Source organism: Stenotrophomonas sp. YJH_SMC_10, assembly GCF_059371555.1.
This window is the reverse complement of record NZ_JCAFUS010000022.1, coordinates 1-17,390: the sequence shown is the minus strand read 5'-3', so window position 1 is coordinate 17,390 and position 17,390 is coordinate 1. Positions and strand designations below refer to the sequence as shown.

At 68.0% G+C, this 17,390-nt stretch carries 20 protein-coding genes; 13 read left to right on the top strand and 7 right to left on the bottom strand.

Translation table 11 applies throughout. The features are described 5' to 3' along the window. Positions 1 to 17: 17 nt before the first annotated feature. Positions 18 to 770 carry an SDR family NAD(P)-dependent oxidoreductase gene (locus AC5P9C_RS19355; protein ID WP_053461952.1) on the bottom strand — a complete coding sequence of 251 codons (753 nt, stop codon included), beginning with the start codon at positions 768 to 770 and terminating at the stop codon, positions 18 to 20. A gap of 148 nt (positions 771 to 918) precedes the next feature. On the opposite strand from AC5P9C_RS19355, the gene AC5P9C_RS19350 reads away from it, so the two are divergent. Next, on the top strand, positions 919 to 1,386 hold the full coding sequence (locus AC5P9C_RS19350) for a YehS family protein (RefSeq protein ID WP_049465947.1): 468 nt from the start codon (positions 919 to 921) through the stop codon (positions 1,384 to 1,386). Here AC5P9C_RS19350 and AC5P9C_RS19345 read toward each other — a convergent pair. Continuing rightward, positions 1,355 to 2,242, bottom strand: coding sequence for a LysR family transcriptional regulator (locus tag AC5P9C_RS19345; protein WP_049465949.1), 888 nt, complete (start codon positions 2,240 to 2,242; stop codon positions 1,355 to 1,357). The genes AC5P9C_RS19350 and AC5P9C_RS19345 overlap by 32 nt on opposite strands. A 143-nt stretch (positions 2,243 to 2,385) precedes the next feature. Here AC5P9C_RS19345 and AC5P9C_RS19340 point away from each other — a divergent pair, with 143 nt between their 5' ends. After that, complete coding sequence (locus AC5P9C_RS19340) at positions 2,386 to 3,534, top strand: MFS transporter (protein WP_370596945.1); 1,149 nt, start codon at positions 2,386 to 2,388, stop codon at positions 3,532 to 3,534. On the opposite strand, the gene AC5P9C_RS19335 is transcribed toward AC5P9C_RS19340, so the two are convergent. Next, positions 3,531 to 4,229 (bottom strand): TorF family putative porin, encoded by a 699-nt coding sequence (locus AC5P9C_RS19335; protein ID WP_049465953.1) that lies wholly within the window; start codon positions 4,227 to 4,229, stop codon positions 3,531 to 3,533. The genes AC5P9C_RS19340 and AC5P9C_RS19335 overlap by 4 nt on opposite strands. Before the next feature lie 178 nt (positions 4,230 to 4,407). Between AC5P9C_RS19335 and AC5P9C_RS19330 the strand changes: the two genes are divergently transcribed. Continuing rightward, complete coding sequence (locus AC5P9C_RS19330) at positions 4,408 to 4,797, top strand: DUF6165 family protein (protein WP_010486915.1); 390 nt, start codon at positions 4,408 to 4,410, stop codon at positions 4,795 to 4,797. A 6-nt stretch (positions 4,798 to 4,803) separates the two neighbouring features. Here the strand turns inward: AC5P9C_RS19330 and AC5P9C_RS19325 are convergent, their stop codons facing one another. Continuing rightward, complete coding sequence (locus AC5P9C_RS19325) at positions 4,804 to 5,481, bottom strand: response regulator transcription factor (protein WP_074726489.1); 678 nt, start codon at positions 5,479 to 5,481, stop codon at positions 4,804 to 4,806. A 199-nt stretch (positions 5,482 to 5,680) separates the two neighbouring features. Next, on the bottom strand, positions 5,681 to 6,253 hold the full coding sequence (locus AC5P9C_RS19320) for an OmpO family porin (RefSeq protein WP_049465959.1): 573 nt from the start codon (positions 6,251 to 6,253) through the stop codon (positions 5,681 to 5,683). Positions 6,254 to 6,536: 283 nt separating this feature from the next. Here AC5P9C_RS19320 and AC5P9C_RS19315 point away from each other — a divergent pair, with 283 nt between their 5' ends. Then, positions 6,537 to 6,896: a DUF1428 domain-containing protein gene (locus tag AC5P9C_RS19315; RefSeq protein ID WP_053461947.1), complete on the top strand. Its 360-nt coding sequence runs from the start codon at positions 6,537 to 6,539 to the stop codon at positions 6,894 to 6,896. Between the two features lie 15 nt (positions 6,897 to 6,911). Here AC5P9C_RS19315 and AC5P9C_RS19310 read toward each other — a convergent pair whose 3' ends face one another. Next, complete coding sequence (locus AC5P9C_RS19310) at positions 6,912 to 7,592, bottom strand: hypothetical protein (RefSeq protein ID WP_074726490.1); 681 nt, start codon at positions 7,590 to 7,592, stop codon at positions 6,912 to 6,914. 105 nt (positions 7,593 to 7,697) lie between these two features. Next, on the bottom strand, positions 7,698 to 8,588 hold the full coding sequence (locus AC5P9C_RS19305; protein WP_414615235.1) for a histone: 891 nt from the start codon (positions 8,586 to 8,588) through the stop codon (positions 7,698 to 7,700). 490 nt (positions 8,589 to 9,078) lie between these two features. Between AC5P9C_RS19305 and AC5P9C_RS19300 the strand changes: the two genes are divergently transcribed. The 9 genes from AC5P9C_RS19300 (at position 9,079) to AC5P9C_RS19260 (ending at position 16,989) form a co-directional block, all read left to right on the top strand. Further along, positions 9,079 to 10,512 carry a Do family serine endopeptidase gene (locus AC5P9C_RS19300; RefSeq protein ID WP_049465966.1) on the top strand — a complete coding sequence of 478 codons (1,434 nt, stop codon included), beginning with the start codon at positions 9,079 to 9,081 and terminating at the stop codon, positions 10,510 to 10,512. Between the two features lie 101 nt (positions 10,513 to 10,613). Continuing rightward, positions 10,614 to 10,979 (top strand): hypothetical protein, encoded by a 366-nt coding sequence (locus tag AC5P9C_RS19295; protein WP_053461944.1) that lies wholly within the window; start codon positions 10,614 to 10,616, stop codon positions 10,977 to 10,979. Positions 10,980 to 10,987: 8 nt separating this feature from the next. Further along, a complete protein-coding gene (locus AC5P9C_RS19290; RefSeq protein ID WP_049465970.1) occupies positions 10,988 to 11,458 on the top strand; it encodes a phage holin family protein in 471 nt (156 codons plus the stop codon). Next, a complete protein-coding gene (locus AC5P9C_RS19285; RefSeq protein WP_326423449.1) occupies positions 11,455 to 11,913 on the top strand; it encodes a protein sip-5 in 459 nt (152 codons plus the stop codon). The genes AC5P9C_RS19290 and AC5P9C_RS19285 overlap by 4 nt, the downstream gene beginning before the upstream one ends. Positions 11,914 to 11,980: 67 nt before the next feature. After that, on the top strand, positions 11,981 to 13,090 hold the full coding sequence (locus tag AC5P9C_RS19280; protein ID WP_049470021.1) for an AI-2E family transporter: 1,110 nt from the start codon (positions 11,981 to 11,983) through the stop codon (positions 13,088 to 13,090). Between the two features lie 31 nt (positions 13,091 to 13,121). Further along, positions 13,122 to 13,841, top strand: a complete 720-nt coding sequence (locus AC5P9C_RS19275; protein WP_049470017.1) for an HAD family hydrolase — start codon at positions 13,122 to 13,124, stop codon at positions 13,839 to 13,841. A 3-nt stretch (positions 13,842 to 13,844) separates the two neighbouring features. Beyond that, complete coding sequence (locus AC5P9C_RS19270) at positions 13,845 to 15,212, top strand: leucyl aminopeptidase family protein (RefSeq protein ID WP_414615236.1); 1,368 nt, start codon at positions 13,845 to 13,847, stop codon at positions 15,210 to 15,212. Positions 15,213 to 15,352: 140 nt separating this feature from the next. Further along, positions 15,353 to 16,456, top strand: coding sequence for a catalase family peroxidase (locus AC5P9C_RS19265; protein WP_414615237.1), 1,104 nt, complete (start codon positions 15,353 to 15,355; stop codon positions 16,454 to 16,456). Then, complete coding sequence (locus AC5P9C_RS19260) at positions 16,453 to 16,989, top strand: cytochrome b (protein WP_150828184.1); 537 nt, start codon at positions 16,453 to 16,455, stop codon at positions 16,987 to 16,989. Before AC5P9C_RS19265 ends, AC5P9C_RS19260 begins: the two co-directional genes overlap by 4 nt. Positions 16,990 to 17,390: the final 401 nt, after the last annotated feature.

Genomic DNA, 17,390 nt, shown 5'->3' with positions numbered 1-17,390 from the left:
CGACTCTCCATACGGCGTCAGCCCTCGCGGGCAACCTGGAAACCGGCGAACGACTGGCTGACCGGCATCAGCTCCAGGCGATTGATGTTCAGGTGCGGGGGCAGCGTGGCCACCCAGAAGATCTGTTCGGCGATGTCTTCGGCCGTCATCGGATTGGCACCGCTGTACAGCTTGTCCGAGGCGTTCTGGTCGCCATGGGTGCGGACCACGGTGAACTCGGTCTCGGCCATCCCCGGCTCGATCGTGGTCACGCGCACGCCGGTGCCGTGCAGGTCCGAGCGCAGGCCGAGCGAGAACTGGCTGACGAAGGCCTTGGTACCGCCGTAGGCATTGCCGCCCGGGTACGGGTAGACACCGGCTACCGACGAAATGTTGATGATCGCGCCCTTGCGCTCCACCAGCTGCGGCAACAGGCGGTGGGTCAGGGTCACCAGCGCGGTGATGTTGGTGTCGATCATCGTGGTCCAGTCCGACAGCCTGGCGCTCTGTGCCGGTGCGGTGCCCTGCGCCAGGCCCGCGTTGTTGACCAGCAGGTCGATCTCGCCGAAGGCCGGCGGCAGCGCCAGCAGCGCCGCTTCCATCGCCACCGCGTCGCGGATATCGAAGGCGGCGGCGTGCACCACGTCCTTGCCGTAGCGCTCGACCAGCGGCTGCAGGCGTTCACTGCGGCGGCCGGTGGCGATCACCTTCCAGCCCGCCTGGGCGAAGCGGTGGACAGCGGCGGCGCCGAAGCCGGACGTGGCGCCGGTAATCAGGACAGTGCGGGTCATCAGGCAACTCCAGGGGAAAAACCAGACCCCCATTCTGGCACCGTCGGTTGGTCTCTGTGTTGCCCGATCAGCCAGATCCGGGGTCAGGTCCCCTTGCTCCGCAAAGCGATCTGACCCCCAGCTGCAGGGTGACCGGTACAATCGGGCCATGATCAACAACGATGTCCTGCGCAGCGTGCGCTATTCCCTGGACCTGGGTGACCAGCACGTGGTCGCCCTGTGCCAGATGGCCGATCCGGCCTTCACCGTGGATACCGAACAGGTGAAAGCCTGGCTGCGCCGCGAGGACGAAGCCGGTTTCGAGGCGATGAACGACAGCGCGCTGGCGCACTTCCTCGACGGCCTGATCGTGCACCTGCGCGGACGCGACGAGAGCCAGCCGCAGCGGGCGGTGGAAACCCGCATCGACAACAACCTGGTGCTGAAGAAGCTGCGGGTGGCCTTCCAGCTGCGCGACGTGGACCTGATGGAGATCTTCGCCAGCGCCGGCTTCAACGTGTCCAAGTCCGAAGTCGGCGCGCTGTTCCGCCAGCCCGGGCACGCCAACTACCGGCGCTGCCTGGACCAGATGCTGCGCAACTTCCTCAAGGGCCTGAGCCTGCGCCTGCGCGGCTGAGCACCGCCTCGACGAAGGCGCGCGCGGCCGGCGCCGGCAGTCGCTGCCAGACCAGGTGCACGCGCCGGGTCGGGGTCGGCTGCAATGGAATCCGCACCACGCCCTCGAAGCCGTCGGCGATCGACGCCGGCACGATGCCGACGGCCAGCCCATGGCGGACGAAGCGTTCGACCAGTTCCATCAGGTTGACCTCGAAACGCACCGCGTGCGGCACGCCAGCGGCGGCGAACGCATCGTCGGTCTGCCGGCGCGCACCGGTGCCGCGCGGGAAGTCGACCAGCGCCTCATCCTGCAGCGCGGTCAATGGCAGGCGCGGCTGCCCGGCCAGGCGATGCGACGGCGCCAGCACGGCCACCAGATCCTCCTCCTGCAGCATCTGGTGGCAGACCCCATCCAGGGGTGCCGAGGGTGCCAGCCCGACCAATGCCACATCCAGCGCGCGCGACTGCACCTGCGCAATCAGGTCCTCACTCCTGTCCACCCGCAACTGGAATTCCACCTGCGGGTGCACCTGCTGGAACGCCGCGAGCATCGCCACCAGGTCGATGCCGGCCAGCGAGGAGATCTGCCCAATGGCCAGCAGTCCGCGTACCTCGCCGCTGACGGCGGCCACGTCGGCGCGCAGGTGGCGCAGGCTGGCCTGCACCTGGCGCGCATGCACCAGCAACGCCTCGCCGGCCGCGGTGGCCCGTACCTGGCGCGGCAGGCGCTCGAACAGCGTGACACCCAGTTCCTGCTCCAGATGGGCGATCTGGTGGCTGAGCGCGGACTGCACCACGTGGCAGCGTTCGGCGGCACGGGTGAAATTGCCCTCTTCGGCCAGGGCCACGGCGAACTCCAGCTGCTTGAGATTCATCCTGCTATCTTATTTTCAGATGACACGGATGATGATGATTCATTTCCATCATGTCCGCAGCAGGCGGACACTGTGTACCCCACTTGCTGGAACACCGCGTGAGTCCGTCGCTCCCCCCTCTGCACCGCTGGCAGGTGCTGCTGATGTCGGTTGCCACCGGCGTGGCCGTGGCCAGCAACTACTATGCGCAGCCACTGCTGCACACCATCGCCGACGCGTTCGGCGTGCCGTTCGGCCAGGCCGGCATGGTGGTCACCGCCGCGCAGCTGAGCTATGCCGCCGGCCTGATCCTTCTGGTGCCGCTGGGCGACCTGTTCGAACGCCGGCGCCTGATCGTGGTGATGAGCCTGCTGTCGGCCGGCGGGCTGGTGATCAGTGCCTGCGCACCGTCGCTGACCTGGTTGCTGGTGGGCACCGCGATCACCGGCCTGTTCTCGGTGGTGGCCCAGGTGCTGGTGCCGTTCGCGGCCACGCTGGCGGCACCGGAACACCGTGGCCGCGTGGTCGGCACGCTGATGAGTGGCCTGCTGCTGGGCATCCTGCTGGCGCGCACCGTGGCCGGATTGCTGTCCAGCCTGGGTGACTGGCGTCTGGTGTATGCGATCGCCGCCGGCGCCCTGGTGCTGACTGCACTGGCACTGCAGCGCGGCCTGCCCCGCTTCCACCACAGTGCAGGGCTGGGCTATTTCGCGTTGCTGCGTTCGATCGGCGTGCTGTTCGTGCAGGAACCGGTGCTGCGCCAGCGCACCCTGCTGGGCGCCTGCAGCTTCGCCATGTTCGCGATCTTCTGGACACCGCTCGCGTTCCTGCTGGCACAGCCGCCCTACGGCTACAGCGACGCGACGATCGGCCTGTTCGGGCTGGTGGGTGCGGCCGGCACGCTGGCCGCCGGCCTGGCCGGCCGCATGTCCGACCGTGGCCAGAGCGGTCGCGCCACCGCCATCGCCCTGGTGCTGTTGCTGCTGTCGTGGCTGCCGCTGGGGCTGTCGTCGCACTCGTTGTTGGCACTGCTGATCGGCGTGGTGGTGCTGGACATGGCCGCGCAGCTCCTGCACGTCAGCAACCAGAACCTGATCTACGCACTGCAGCCTGCGGCGCGCAACCGCCTCAATGCCGGCTACATGACCGGCTACTTCATCGGCGGCTCGCTGGGTTCACTGCTGTCGGCACAGGTCTACCCGCGCTTCGGCTGGACCGGCGTGTGCGTGGCCGGTACCGCCGTGGCCGTGCTGGCGCTGCTGCTGTGGCTGCCCGGCGCGCTGCGTGCGCGCCAGGCGGCATCGTCGAACTAGAAGCTGCCCTGCAGCGCCAGCTCCCAGCGTCCACCGGCATTGCCCGGGAACAGGCGCTTGGCGGCGTTGTCGGTGTCATGCACGGTGGCGCGCAGCTCCCATGCCGGGGTCAGCGTGGCAATGGCACTGAGCTGGCCATGCAGGTAATCCGGGCCCTGTGCGGTGGCCAGCCAGTACTGGCCCACCGCCGCTTCCAGGCGGAAGCGTTCATGCAGCGGCACACGCACGCCCAGCTGGGCATAAGTGCCGCGATGTCCGCCGGCCAGTGCATCGTTGGAATGGGCGACCTGCAGCCAGGCACGCTGCTTCCAGGTCGCGGTGGTGCTGAGCTCGGTCCAGTCCAGCGCGCGGCCGGTGCCCGGGTACACATAGCGGGTCAGGTTGGCATCCAGGGTCCAGTCCGGTGCCAGCGCGCCGGACCAGCCTGCCACCAGATCGAACTCGCTGCGCGCGCCATTGTCCGGTTTGAACGAGACGTTGGAACCCCAGACGCTGGCGTACCACCCCGATGCGATCGCGATCTTCGCGCCGGCCTGTACTGCCGGGTCGCCCTCGCTCTGCGAACTGCCGCGCCACACGTAATCGCTGGTCAATGCGGCGCTGCCACTGGCCTGCACCTGTGCCTGCGCGCTGCCGATCCCGAGCAGCCCTGCCAGTGCGGCCACCACCGCCGCCATCATCCCCTTGCTGTTCACTGCACTGTGTTCCTCGTCGAAGGCGGTCGCGCCGCCGGGACGGCAGTGTCGGGCGCGTGCCCGTAACGGATCGAGGGTGCTGCCCGGCCGGCGGCGCAAATTCGGCGTAAATCCCGTGGATCGGGGCCATGTGCCAGCGACGCGGTATCATGGCGCCCTGTTTCCAGGAACCAACCGCGTGGACGCCATCCTGACCCCGGTATCGATCGGCGAGCTGATCGACAAGATCACCATTCTCCAGATCAAGGCCGAACGCATCGACGACGCCGCCAAGCTGGCCAACGTGCGCACCGAGCTGGACGGCCTGCTGCCCCTGTTGCAGCAGCAGTTGCAGGCACAGCCGGCGCTGGCCGCGCTGCAGCAGCAGTTGAAGGCGATCAACGAGCGCATGTGGGACATCCAGGACCAGCTGCGCGACAAGGAAGCGGCGCAGGTGTTCGACGATGCGTTCATCCAGCTGGCACGCGGCGTGTATGGCACCAATGGCGAACGCGTGCAGGTGAAGAACGAGATCAACCGCGTGGCCGGTTCGGCGCTGGTGGAAGAGAAGCAGTACCAGGGCGAGTGAGCGCGCTCATCCGCATTCCAGCAGCTGCCGGAAGCGGAACAGGTCGCCGTCGCCGCGGATGCCGAGCTTGCGGTAGGCCGAGGTTTTCTGCGAACTGATCGTGCTGGCCGAGCGCCCTGACCGCAGGGCCATTTCGCTGGTGCTGAACCCTTTCAGCACCAGCCCAAGCACTTCACGTTCGCGCCGGCTCAGTGGCGCCAGCGTGGGCGCCGGCATCCTGCGGGTGCGTGGCAGGTTGAGTGCCGCACGCAGCTCCGGAGGCACGAAGCGCCCTCCGCGGGCGACCACGTCGATCGCGCGCAGCAGCAGGTCCGGCGGCGTCGACTTGGACAGGAAGCCACGCGCGCCGGCACGCATGGCGGTCGTTACCGTACTGGCATTGCAGTGCGCCGAAAGCACCAGTACCAGCAGTGCCGGCCAGCGCTGCGACAGCACGTGCAACAGCGCCATGCCATCGCCCAGGTTGCCCATCGGCAACGCATCGATCAGCAGCAGGTCGACGCAGCGTGGACTGCGCTGCAGCAGCTGCAGCAGATGGGCCTCGCTGGACAGGCTCACCCGGACCTGTACGCCACTGTGCTGGCGCAGCAGCACTTCCACGCCCAACCGCAGCACAGGATGCGGGTCCAGCAGCGCCAGGCGGCATGGCCGATCAGGCAGCAGGGGCGGGAGAGTGGGCGGCATCGCGGCATGTCCAGGCAACATGGGGCATCCACCGTAGGCCGGTGCCCGCAGCGGCGGAATCCAATTCCTTGCAATGCCCGGCCCGCGCACGCCACCAGTCAGATGGCATTTCGTTTTTGCATCCCCGCAAATGCAACAGGCCCGGCAAATGCCGGGCCTGTCGAAGCGTCTGCAGCGCGGAATCGCGCCGAGGGCGCAATTACCAGCTGAAGCGCGGGCCGACGGTGTATTCCTTGTCGCCGTGGCGGTTCATCTTCAGCTCGCCGTTCAGGCCCCAGTTCTGGTTCAGCTTGACCTGACCACCCAGGCGGCCGTACCACTGGCCATCCGGATTGACGCCGTGCTTCTTGGCGTAGTCTTCGTAGCCGACCATGCCGTAGACCTCGGCGTGGGCGCCAAAGGCGGTGCGGATACCGGCTTCAGCGCTGTAGCCGTTGAAGTCCAGGCCGTGCTTCGGGTCGAACTTCTGGTAGGCGACGCGGGCAACGAAGTCGGTGGTCGGCGCGATTTCGACGTTGTAGCCGGCACCGATCTTCCACTGGTCAACCTTCAGGTTGGTGTGGTCGATTTCCTGGCGGCTGTACTCGCCGAAGGCGTGGAAGTTCGGCAGGAAGCCGTACGAACCCTTCACGCCCCAGCCGTCGGCCTTGATGCCTTCAACGTCGGTCTTGGCGTAGTCGGCTTCGGCGTAGTTGTAGGACAGGTTCTCAGCAGCCGAGGCGGTGAACGGCAGGGCAGCGGCCAGGGCCAGAGCAATCAGCGAATTCTTCATGGGGGTACACCTTTACTTTCTTATGGTGTGCAGCAGCGCCAGGGCGCCATCGCATCGGGAATGTAAATTCTCCGTTATTCGCCACAACGCTCCCTGAAAACAGCAGTCTTCGCATTGCTGAATTTTCTGGCTTGATTCAGGCTCTATCTGGCATACGCGCGCGCCGCGCGTGCATTCTGCTTCCAGCTTTCACCCACCTTTCCCCCGATGTCGATCCGCGATGCCCGGGTTCGTCGGTTACTTGAAGACCGTGCATGCGGCACGGTCCATGCGGAGGCAGGCAATGAGCTACATCGATGGTTTCGTCCTGGCGGTACCCACCGCCAACAAGGAGAAGTTCCTCGCCCATGCGCGCGCCGGCGACGTGGTGTTCATCGAATACGGCGCGCTGCGCGTGGTTGAGTGCTGGGGTGACGACGTACCGCACGGCAAGACCACCGACTTCTTCGGCGCGGTGAAAGCCACGCCGGAGGAGACGGTGGTGTTTTCCTGGATCGAATGGCCGGACAAGCCGACCCGCGACGCCGGCATGAAGAAGATGATGGAGGACCCACGGCTGGATCCGGCGAAGAATCCGATGCCGTTCGACGGTGCGCGGATGATCTACGGTGGCTTCGTGCCGATCTACGAGCTGACGCGCTGAAGCCGGCGGACGTGCTCAGCGCGCGTCCGTTTCATCGCTGCCAGCGGCATGGCCGGCGCCCAGTGCGGCGCCGGCGCCGAGGCCCATGCCGCCCATCCCGGCGCCCATGCCGCCCCCGCCGCCCGCACGCCCGCTCCTGGCATCGCCATCATTGCGGCCCTTGCCACCGCCACTGGCACCAGGCCGGGTCGGGCCCTGCGGTGGAATCTTCAGGTCGGCCGGAATCGGGGCGAGGCCCAGTGCTTCGCGCACGAAGTCACGCAGCGACACCACCAGTTCGTGGGTATGCACCGGGCGCCCCTGCGCCAGTTCATGGGCGGCACGCGCGGCCAGCCGCACCTGTTCGTCGGTGCCCAGCAACAGGATGTCCGACAATGCGGCTTCGACCGCGTCACGGATGCGCCGCGCGCGGTCCGAGCGCGGCTCGGCGATGGCTTCGGCACCTTCGCGCTGGCCCAGGTCGCGACGATGGCGCGGATCCACGCCCAGCTCGCCGGTGAACGAACCACCGAGGGTCTTGTAGGCCGCCATCAGCGTGCGCAGCCGCTCGTTGATCTGCCGGTTCTCGCGCTCGCGGCGCTGCTGCAGGGTCTGCATCACCAGCAGGCGGATGCCCACGCCCAGCAGGGTGATCAGGACCAGGCCGGCCAACGTGGACAGCACGCCCTGCCAGGAACTGAAGTCGATACCGCGCATGCGTGGGCTCCGGCGGGAAGAACCTGCATCTTGCCCCAGTCCCTGCCCCGGAAACGCGAAGGCCCCGCCACCCGGTGGGCGGCAGGGCCTTCGGTCACGGCGCGATTACTTGCGCTTGGCGACCTTGCGCACGGCCTTGGCCGGCGCCTTCTTGGCAGCGACCTTCTTCAGCGGCGCAGTCTTCTTGGCGACCGTCTTGCGGGTGGCGGCGACCTTCTTGCCCACCGCCTTCTTGGCGACGGCGGTCTTCTTGCCGACAACCTTCTTGGCAGCGGCGGTCTTCTTGCCGACGGCCTTCTTGGCAACAGCAGCCTTCTTGCCGACCACCTTCTTGGCGGCTGCGGTCTTCTTGGTAGCGACCTTCTTGGTGGCGGCAACCTTCTTGCCGACAACCTTCTTCGCAGCCACGGCCTTCTTGCCGGCGACCTTCTTGGCGGCAACGGTCTTCTTGGCCACAGCCTTCCTGGCGGTGGCGACCTTCTTGCCAACCACCTTCTTGGCGGCCGCGGTCTTCTTGGCAACGGTCTTCTTCGCGACGGCGGCCTTCTTGGTGGCGGCCTTCTTCACGGTGGCGACCTTCTTGCCGGCAGCCTGGGTGGCGGCCTTGGTGGTCTTCTTGGCGGCGGCAGCCTTCTTGGTCACGGCCTTGCCCGCGGCGGCCTTCTTCTTGGCCACTTCCTTCTTCAGGGCAGCGGCTTCGGCCTTGGCGTTCTGCTTGGCCGCTTCCAGCTTCTTCCTGGCGTTGGCAACGGTCTTGCCGACCGACTTGGCGGCCTTCTCGGCCTTCTTGGCCACGGTCTTCTCGACCTTGGCGACAGCCTTCCTGGCCTTGGCAACGCGGGTGCCGGCCGCCTTGGTGGCGCGCTTGACGGTCTTCTTGACCGACTTCACTGCGTCTTCGGCAGCGTGGGCGATGGTCTCGCCAACGTTGGTGGCGGTTTCTTTGACGTTCTCGACGGCGTCGGTCACGACCGACACACCATTACCGTTGCTCATGTTGCCCTCCTGCGGGCCTTAAGTATCAAAACGGGGCGATGCTATACCGACATTGACGATCGTGGAACGGGGCATGTGCCCGCAATCGCATCTGCTGCGACACCGATGGTGTACGCAGCCGTCCCCACCATCGCCTGCGCTTTGCAGCAAACCCCTTTTTTTCAGCGATGTGCCGCGCCCATCGCGTGGTGTCCGGCAGGCCCCGCGCGTGCCCGCGCGAAGGCGGCAGCCTGCACGCATCGTGGCGCATTGCGGTGCCGGCTTGCGCGGAACTGCGCAAGGTTCGGCTGCGGCCGGCGCGCTCGGCGATCGCCTTCGGTGGCGCGCGAATCCGCTGCCCGGTGTGTCGCTACGGCCCTGTTTCCGCCCCTGCCGCCGACGTCCAGGCACGCCGTTTTCATGGCGCATTTATCCAGATCGCGACACACTCATTCAGCTTGTTTTACCGTAGGGCCGAACCGCCCCCACCCACGCCAGCGAACCGACTCCCATGCGACCGCTACCTACCCTGCTCACGCTCGCAATCGCCGCCGCCTTCGGTGGCTTCGTTGCCACCGGCCTCAATGCGCACCTGGACAACCGTGCCGACGCAGCGCCACTGCCTGCGGTGCTGCCGACCACCGCGGCGCTGCCGGCCTCGGTGGCCGGGCAGGCGGTGCCGTCGCTGGCACCGATGCTGGAAAAGGCAATGCCGGCGGTGGTCAGCGTTAATACCAAGCAGGTGGTGCGCGTGCGCAACCCCTTCTTCAACGACCCGTTCTTCCGCCGCCTGTTCCCGGACATCCCGCAGGAACGCATCAATGAATCACTGGGCTCGGGCGTGATCATCGATGCCCGGGAGGGCCTGGTGCTGACCAACCACCACGTCATCGACAACGCCGATGACGTGCAGGTGACCCTGGCCGACGGGCGCACGGTGAAAGCGGAGTTCCTCGGTTCGGACCGCGATACCGACATCGCGCTGATCCGCATCCCGGCGCAGAACCTGACCGACATCAAGCTCGGCAACAGCGACCAGCTGCGCGTGGGCGACTTCGTGGTGGCGATCGGCAATCCGTTCGGCTTCAGCCAGACGGTCACCTCGGGCATCGTTTCGGCGGTGGGCCGCAGCGGCATCCGTGGGCTGGGCTACCAGAACTTCATCCAGACCGACGCGTCGATCAACCCGGGCAACTCCGGTGGCGCGCTGGTCGACCTGCAGGGCCAGCTGGTCGGCATCAACACCGCCAGCTTCAACCCGCAGGGCAGCATGGCCGGCAACATCGGCCTGGGCCTGGCCATTCCATCCAACCTGGCGCGCAGCGTGGTGGACCAGCTGGTCAAGCACGGCGTGGTGGTGCGTGGCACGCTGGGCGTGGAGAGCCAGAACCTGACCGCGCAGATCGCGCAGGGCCTGGGCCTGGGCGAAACCCGTGGCGCGCTGATCACGCGGGTACTGGCCGGCTCGGCCGCGGCCGCGGCCGGACTGAAGCCGGGCGACGTGGTGGTTTCGGCAAACGGCCAGCGCGTGGACAGCGCCGAAGCGCTGCACAACGTGGAAGGCCTGGCGGCGGTCGGCAGCCCGATGACGCTGGACGTGCGCCGCGAAGGCAAGCCCCTGCAGATCAAGGCAACGCTGAAGGAACAGGCGCGTGCGGTCAGCGGTGAGAGCCTGGACCCGCGCCTGACCGGCGCGACCTTCGTCGACCTGCCCGAGTCGCTGCGGCAATCGGGTGTCGGCGGCGTACTGGTCAGCGAGGTCAAGCGCGGCAGCCGCGCGGCCAGCAATGGCCTGCAGCAGGGCGACATCATCACCGACGCCACCGTCGGTGAGTTCGCCGATCTGGCCAGCTGGCGTGCCAACTTCCAGCAACGCCCGCCGACCCTGGTGGTGCGCGTGCTGCGCAACAACGGCCAGCAGCAGGGCCAGCTCGTGATGCGCTGATCGCCCTGCCGTAACACCCCCTATACCCTGGCAATGGTATTGCTGTCAGTCCAAGTCGGCACCGCCGACGCCCGTTCCCCCATCGCAACAGGAGTGATTCGATGAGCCCCACCAATACCGAGAACCTGAAGGAACACCTGGGTGAAGCCGGTTCCCACCTGAAGCAGGCCGCCAGCGCCGCCGGCGGTGCGATCAAGGGCGCCACCGGTGCAGCAACCGACGAGCTGCGCATCGGCAAGGCCAACGTGAAGGCCGAACTGTCCGACAGCGCGCTGTCCGGCCTGGCCGCCGCCGAGTTCGGCGGTGCCGCCGCCAAGGAACAGGTCGACGCACTGATGGACAAGGGCAAGGACCTGATCGACAGCGCCGCCGAGCTGATCCGCGAGCGTCCGCTGGCCTCGTTCGGCGTCGCCTTCGCTACCGGCTGGATCATTGCCAAGCTGGCCCGCGGCAGCAGCGACAAGTAAGCCGCGGCGTGAGCGAAGACAACGCGCAAGCCCCTGATCCGGCGGCCACCCCGCCGCTGGATGAGAGCATCCGCCAGGTCGGCGCGGCCGGTCGTGCCGCCGCCGATTCGGCCAAGCACACCGTGCGCTCGCTGCGCCGGCTGGCCTCGGCCGACTTCGCCCTGGCCCGCAGTGCCTTCGGCCGTGCGCTGGCCTGGGCCGGCGTGGCGATCGTATTTGGTGCCTCGGCCTGGCTGCTGATGGCGGCCACCCTCATCGCGCTGCTGCAGAGCTGGGGGCTGAGCTGGCTGCAGGCGCTGCTGATCACCTCGCTGCTGAGCCTGGCCGTCACCGGCTATGCCATCTGGCGGGTGTCCTACTTCTTCCACCACACCGGCATGCATGCCACCCGGCGCCAACTGTCACGCCTGGGGCTGTTCGACGAGCCCAGCGAGGACGATCCGGATGCCGAGGTGCAGCTGCCCGAGGGCAAGCCATGAAGTTCGGTGCGCTGCAGCGGCGGGTAAAACGCTGCGAACAGGTGGTGACCGTGCGCCTGGTCGAAACCCAGGACCACTGGTCCACGCTCAGCCAGGTCTGGCGCCGGGGCTGGTCGCCGCTGCGCATCGTCGTGGTCGGACTGGCCGGCGGTTTCATCGCCGGCAAGCTGGAAGTGCCAGGCAAGGTGAACGGTGCGCGCTGGCTGCAGATGGCCGGTTCGGTCTCGAACCTGTTCGCCAGCGCACAGGCGGCGTTCGCCACCGCGATGGCGGCACAGGCGGCAGCCACAGCCGACGACGCGGCCGAAGAAGCCGGCGATGCCAGCGAACAGGCGCAGGCAGCCGTCTCCGCCGCCGACGCACGGCCCGCACCGGCGCCGCGACCACCGGTGCCGGAAGCGGAGCTGCGCGAGCCGCGTCCGGCCGAAGCGGCCACCGAGCTGTCCGAGCGTTGATCCATGGAAACCGCCGCGCCGCAGACGGCCGGCGGATAATGCGTTTCCCTTTCCGGCTGGTGCGTCGATGAGCGAGTCCCTCCTGTCCCCGTCACCGGCCGATCCACAGGAACCGGACGCGCCGCTGCCGCCTCCCTCGCGCCCGCGCGGGCCGATGTCACTGGTGGTGCTGGCAACGCTGGCCGTCGGATACACGCTGTGGGCCGCGCAGGACATCATCCTGCCGGTGCTGCTGGCGATGTTCTTCGCGCTGGTCGGCAATCCGATCCTGCGCCTGCTGCAGAAGCTGTGGATTCCGCGCGCCCTGGGCGCACTGCTGATCCTCGGCGCCGGCCTGGGCGTGACCGGTTCGCTGGCGGTGCAGCTGATCGGCCCGGCGATGGAATGGGCGCAGGAAGCGCCGCAGCAGCTGCGCAAGGTCGCCCGCCAGGTACAGAACCTGACCAAGCCGGTGCAGCAGGCCAACCAGGCCGCGGAGAACTTCGCGCGCGTGGCCGGCGGTGACAGCAACCACAAGGTGCAGGTGATCCGCACCCAGCTGGACGACCCGTACCGCATGCTGACCCGTGCCCCCCGACTGGCGGCATCGGTACTGGCGGTGGTGTTGCTGACGCTGTTCTTCATGATCTACGGGCAGAGCCTGCAGCGCGCGGCGATCGCCCTGTTGCCCAACCGCCAGCAGCAGCGCTTCACCACCGACATCCTGCGTTCGATCGAGCGCGAGGTCTCGCGCTATGTGCTGACCATCAGCGTGATCAATACGCTGGTCGGGCTGGTGTTCGCCGGCGTGCTGATGCTGCTCGGCATCGGCCTGCAGGAAGCGCTGTTGTGGGGCACGGTCGCCGCGCTGCTGAATTTTGCGCCCTACGTGGGCCCGCTGATCGGCGTGGCGCTGATGCTGCTGATGGGCTTCGTGGAATTCCCCGACCCGCTGCAGGCGCTGCTGCCGGCCGCCGCCTACCTGGCCCTGCACACGCTGGAAGGGCAGATGGTGACCCCGATCGTGCTGGGCCGGCGCATGAAGCTGTCACCGCTGGTGCTGATCCTGGCGCTGATGGTGTTCGGCTGGGCCTGGGGCATGATCGGCCTGCTGCTGGCAGTGCCCCTGCTGGTATGCATCAAACTGGTGCTGGCACGGCTGGATGGCACCCAGGGCTGGGCGCGGCTGCTGGAATGAAAGCCCGCGCGGGCAGGCGTAGAATGGCGGGGTGAATTTCCCCGTCCAAGCCATCACCCTCGACCTCGACGACACGCTGTGGCCGTTCGCTCCGATCGGCGCCCGCATCGAGCAGGTCCTGCACGCATGGATGCGTGAACACAGCCCCGCCACCGCCGCGATGTATCCGGTGGCCGCGATGCGCGAACTGCGCGAGCGCCTGTACCACGCCCACCCGCATCTGCACCACGACCTCAGCGAACTGCGCCGGCTGACCCTGCACGAAGCGCTGCACAGCAGTGGCGCCAGCCTGGACCTGCTGGAGCCGGCGTATGAGGTGTTCTACGCCGCGCGCAACCAGGTCGAGTGCTACCCCGATGCGATCGATGCGCTGGCGAGGATTGCCGCGCGGGTGCCGGTGGCTGCGTTGAGCAACGGCAATGCCGACCTGGAACGGATCGGCCTGGCCCACCACTTCGCCTTCCAGCTGGGCGCGCGCGAACACGGCGCGGCCAAGCCCGAAGCAAGCATCTTCCACGCTGCCTGCACCCGCCTCGGCGTGGTGCCGGCACAGGTACTGCATGTCGGCGACCACGCCGAGATGGACGTGGCCGGGGCGATCGCCGCCGGCCTGCGCGGCTGCTGGATCAACCGCGACGCAGCCACCTGGACCCATCCGCAGCTGCAGCCGGACCTGCAGTTCGACACCCTCACCGGCCTGGCCGACTGGTTGGACGCCAACCTCGACGCCGCCGCATCCCGGAGTACCTGACGCATGAGCGAGATCACTGGTTTCACCGCCGACAGCGGCGCAGCACTGCCGCTGTACGTGCTGGACCGCGAACAGTTCGCGGCCTGGAAGGACGGCCAACCGGCCGCCACCCAGGCCTGGCTGGCGTCGCAGGGCTTCAGCGCCGGCGCGCACAGCGTGGCGTTGCTGCCGGGCGCCGATGGCCTGGCCGGCGCCGTGATCGGCGTCGGCGACCGCGCCGATGCCTACAGCTATGCGCACGCCCCGCACGCACTGCCCGAAGGCAGCGTGTGGCAGCTGGCCAACGAACTGCCGGCCGCCGAACAGGCACTGCTGCAGCTGGGCTGGGGCCTGGGCAGCTACCGCTTCGACCGCTACCGCAAGCGCAACCGTGCGCCGGCACAGCTGGTGGCGGCACCGTCCGGGGAAGTGGCCGACCTGATCGCTGCCAGCCTGCGCGTGCGCGACTGGATCAATACCCCGACCGAAGACATGGGCCCGCAGCAGCTGGAAGACGCCGCGCGTGCCCTGGCCGCTGCCCATGGCGCGCAGGTCGAGGCGATCACCGGCGATGAACTGCTGAAGCAGAACTTCCCGGCCATCCACGCCGTCGGCCGTGCGTCGCACCGCGCGCCGCGCCTGGTCGTGCTGCGCTGGGGCAAGGACACCGATCCGGCGCTGGTGCTGGTCGGCAAGGGCGTCTGTTTCGATACCGGCGGGCTGGACATCAAGCCGGCCGACGGCATGCGCAACATGAAGAAGGACATGGGCGGCGCCGCGCATGCACTGGCGCTGGCCGGCCTGGTGATGGCGCGCGGGCTGCCGGTGCGCCTGACCCTGCTGGTGCCGGCGGTGGAAAACGCGATCGGTCCGGATGCATTCCGCCCGGGCGAAGTGATCGCCACCCGCAAGGGCCTGAGCGTGGAGATCGACAACACCGACGCCGAAGGCCGGGTGATCCTGTGCGATGCGCTGACCTTCGCCAGCGAGCAGAAGCCTGACCTGGTGCTGGACTTCGCCACCCTTACCGGCGCTGCACGCATTGCGCTGGGTCCGGACCTGCCGGCGCTCTTCAGCAATGACGACAGCGTGGCCCAGCAGTGGCTGCAGGCCGGCGACGCCACCCGTGACCCGGTCTGGCGCATGCCGCTGTGGCGCCCCTACCTGCGTTACCTGAGCAGCGGCATCGCCGACCTGGCCAACGCCGGTTCGCGCATGGCCGGCTCGGTGACCGCCGCGCTGTACCTGGAACGCTTCCTCGAAGACGGCCAGCGCTGGGCGCATCTGGACGTGTACGCCTGGAACGACGGCGAGCGCCCGGGACGCCCGGCCGGTGGCGAGGCGCTGGCCCTGCGTTCGGCGTGGGCGATGCTCAAGGCGCGTTACGCATGATGGCGGCGCCGGGCACGGCCCGGCGTGTCCCCAGGCGGGGTCGGCAAATCTGACGAAAAATTGAATTCCGGCCCCGGCCGGGTTCTGCGAGGATGTGAGGGTCGACCACCCACACGCTCCGTGAAGGCAGGACTCCGACCATGTCGCTCTTCCGCTACACCCGCGCCGGCCAGACGGCAGGCGCACCGCGCAGGCATTCGCCGCTGCTCTGGATCGCATTGATCGCACTCATCCTGGGTGGCGTCGCGCTGGCCTTCGCCTGGCTGGCCGGCTGGATGGGCGACCGCCTCACCGCGCAGCGCTTCACCGACACCATCGAGGCCACCGGCACGGCCCATCCGGGCTTCCGTCGTGCGCACAGCAAGGGCATCTGCGTAAGCGGCTGGTTCGAACCCAGCGCACAGGCCCCCACCCTGTCCAGCGCGCGGGTGTTCTCGCAGGCCCGCGTACCGGTGATGGGCCGCCTGTCGATCGGTGGCGGTGATCCCTACGGCGCCGACAACACCGCGCGCGTGCGCAGCCTGGCGGTGCAGTTGGTCAGCGACGATGGCCAGGAATGGCGGATGGCGATGAACAGCTTCCCGTTCTTCGCTGTGCCCAGCGCCGAGGCGTTCTACGAGCAGACCCGCGCCTCCATTCCCGACCCGGCCACCGGCAAGCCCGATCCGCAGAAGATGGCGGCGGTGCTGGCCAGGTACCCGAGCGCGCAGGCGTTCCAACAGTGGGCGAAGACGGCCCCCTGGACCAGCAGCTGGGCCGACACCACCTTCAACAGTGTCAACAGCTTCTGGTTCACCAACGCGCAGGGCCAGAAGCGTGCGGTGCGCTGGCGCTGGCAGCCGCAGGCACCGGTGGTGGAGATGGACGCGGAAGCGCGCAAGCGGGCCAGCGTCGATTTCCTCAGCGAGGAACTGCAGCAGCGCCTGGCCAAGGGCCCGGTGCGCTGGAACCTGGTCGTGACCACTGCCGAGCCCGGCGATGCCATCGACGATCCATCGGTACCCTGGCCGGAATCACGTGACCAGGTGGTGGCCGGCGTGCTCAGCCTGGACCACATGCAATCGCAGGAACAGGGTGCGTGTGGCCAGATCAACTTCGATCCGTTGATCCTGCCCAGCGGCGTGCGCGGCAGTGACGACCCCATCCTGGCGGCACGCTCGGCGGTCTATTCGCAGTCCTTCAACCGCCGCGAACGCGAGCGTGCCAGCGGTAACGTCGAGCCACCGAAGGAGGCCGCACGATGAGCACCGGTAACGGCCACTTCAACCTGCTGGCGCGGGTGCTGCACTGGTCCATGGCGCTGATGATCATCGCCATGCTGTTCATCGGTGTGACCATGGTCGCCTCGCTGCACCTGCGGCCGATGCTGATCGACCTGCACCGCCCATTGGGCATCGCCCTCGGCGTACTGGTGCTGCTGCGCCTCTACAACCGGCTGCGGCATCGCCCGCCGCCGCTGCCGGCGGATCTTCCGGTGTGGCAGGTGATGGCGGCCAGGGCTTCGCACTGGATGCTGTATGCACTGATGCTGGCGATGCCGCTGATCGGCTGGGCGATGCTGTCGGCCGGCGGCTACCCGATCGTGCTGTGGGGTGGCCTGCACCTGCCGCCGATCGTGCCGCACACTCCGGCGCTGTATGCCGCGTTGCGCAATGCGCACAGCCTGCTGGCCTATGTGTTGTTTGCCACGGTGCTGATGCATGTGGGCGCGGCGCTGTTCCACCTGTGGGTGCGGCGTGACGGGGTGTTCCAGGCGATGGCGCGCGGCAAGGATTGAGCGGGTTCGCCGGGTGTTCCCGGCGGGTTGTTTCCGCGACCGCGGGGGGTGTCACTTTCTTTGCGCGCAAAGAAAGTAACCAAAGAAACGCTCCGCCGGCCGCGAGCCGCCGCTACGCGACGGTTCCCTGCGCTCCTCGGTCCGTCGAGGTACGGCGCGGGAACTCGCTGCGCTCAAACACCCGCGCCTCTTCGCCCTCGCCGGACCTGCGGTGCTCGGCTCGCTCAAGGCGGACTGGAGGGTCAAGATCAACAGCAAGAGCATCCACGCATGGCGTGGATCTTATCTCTTGCCGATCTGGCACCTTGGGTGCCGAGAGCCCGGCGTGGGCGACCGTGTGGATCCAGGTCTTGCGACCGAGAAGTAGCTTGGGTCCCCACGCCGGATTCTCCCTGAACCGC

Bases quoted from the DNA above. Each gene is read 5' to 3' on its own strand.
- AC5P9C_RS19355 (WP_053461952.1), bottom strand. From the start codon at position 770: ATGACCCGCACTGTCCTGATTACCGGCGCCACGTCCGGCTTCGGCGCC.
- AC5P9C_RS19350 (WP_049465947.1), top strand. From the start codon at position 919: ATGATCAACAACGATGTCCTGCGCAGCGTGCGCTATTCCCTGGACCTG.
- AC5P9C_RS19345 (WP_049465949.1), bottom strand. From the start codon at position 2,242: ATGAATCTCAAGCAGCTGGAGTTCGCCGTGGCCCTGGCCGAAGAGGGC.
- AC5P9C_RS19340 (WP_370596945.1), top strand. From the start codon at position 2,386: ATGTCGGTTGCCACCGGCGTGGCCGTGGCCAGCAACTACTATGCGCAG.
- AC5P9C_RS19325 (WP_074726489.1), bottom strand. From the start codon at position 5,481: ATGCCGCCCACTCTCCCGCCCCTGCTGCCTGATCGGCCATGCCGCCTG.
- AC5P9C_RS19320 (WP_049465959.1), bottom strand. From the start codon at position 6,253: ATGAAGAATTCGCTGATTGCTCTGGCCCTGGCCGCTGCCCTGCCGTTC.
- AC5P9C_RS19315 (WP_053461947.1), top strand. From the start codon at position 6,537: ATGAGCTACATCGATGGTTTCGTCCTGGCGGTACCCACCGCCAACAAG.
- AC5P9C_RS19310 (WP_074726490.1), bottom strand. From the start codon at position 7,592: ATGCGCGGTATCGACTTCAGTTCCTGGCAGGGCGTGCTGTCCACGTTG.
- AC5P9C_RS19305 (WP_414615235.1), bottom strand. From the start codon at position 8,588: ATGAGCAACGGTAATGGTGTGTCGGTCGTGACCGACGCCGTCGAGAAC.
- AC5P9C_RS19300 (WP_049465966.1), top strand. From the start codon at position 9,079: ATGCGACCGCTACCTACCCTGCTCACGCTCGCAATCGCCGCCGCCTTC.
- AC5P9C_RS19295 (WP_053461944.1), top strand. From the start codon at position 10,614: ATGAGCCCCACCAATACCGAGAACCTGAAGGAACACCTGGGTGAAGCC.
- AC5P9C_RS19285 (WP_326423449.1), top strand. From the start codon at position 11,455: ATGAAGTTCGGTGCGCTGCAGCGGCGGGTAAAACGCTGCGAACAGGTG.
- AC5P9C_RS19280 (WP_049470021.1), top strand. From the start codon at position 11,981: ATGAGCGAGTCCCTCCTGTCCCCGTCACCGGCCGATCCACAGGAACCG.
- AC5P9C_RS19270 (WP_414615236.1), top strand. From the start codon at position 13,845: ATGAGCGAGATCACTGGTTTCACCGCCGACAGCGGCGCAGCACTGCCG.
- AC5P9C_RS19265 (WP_414615237.1), top strand. From the start codon at position 15,353: ATGTCGCTCTTCCGCTACACCCGCGCCGGCCAGACGGCAGGCGCACCG.
- AC5P9C_RS19260 (WP_150828184.1), top strand. From the start codon at position 16,453: ATGAGCACCGGTAACGGCCACTTCAACCTGCTGGCGCGGGTGCTGCAC.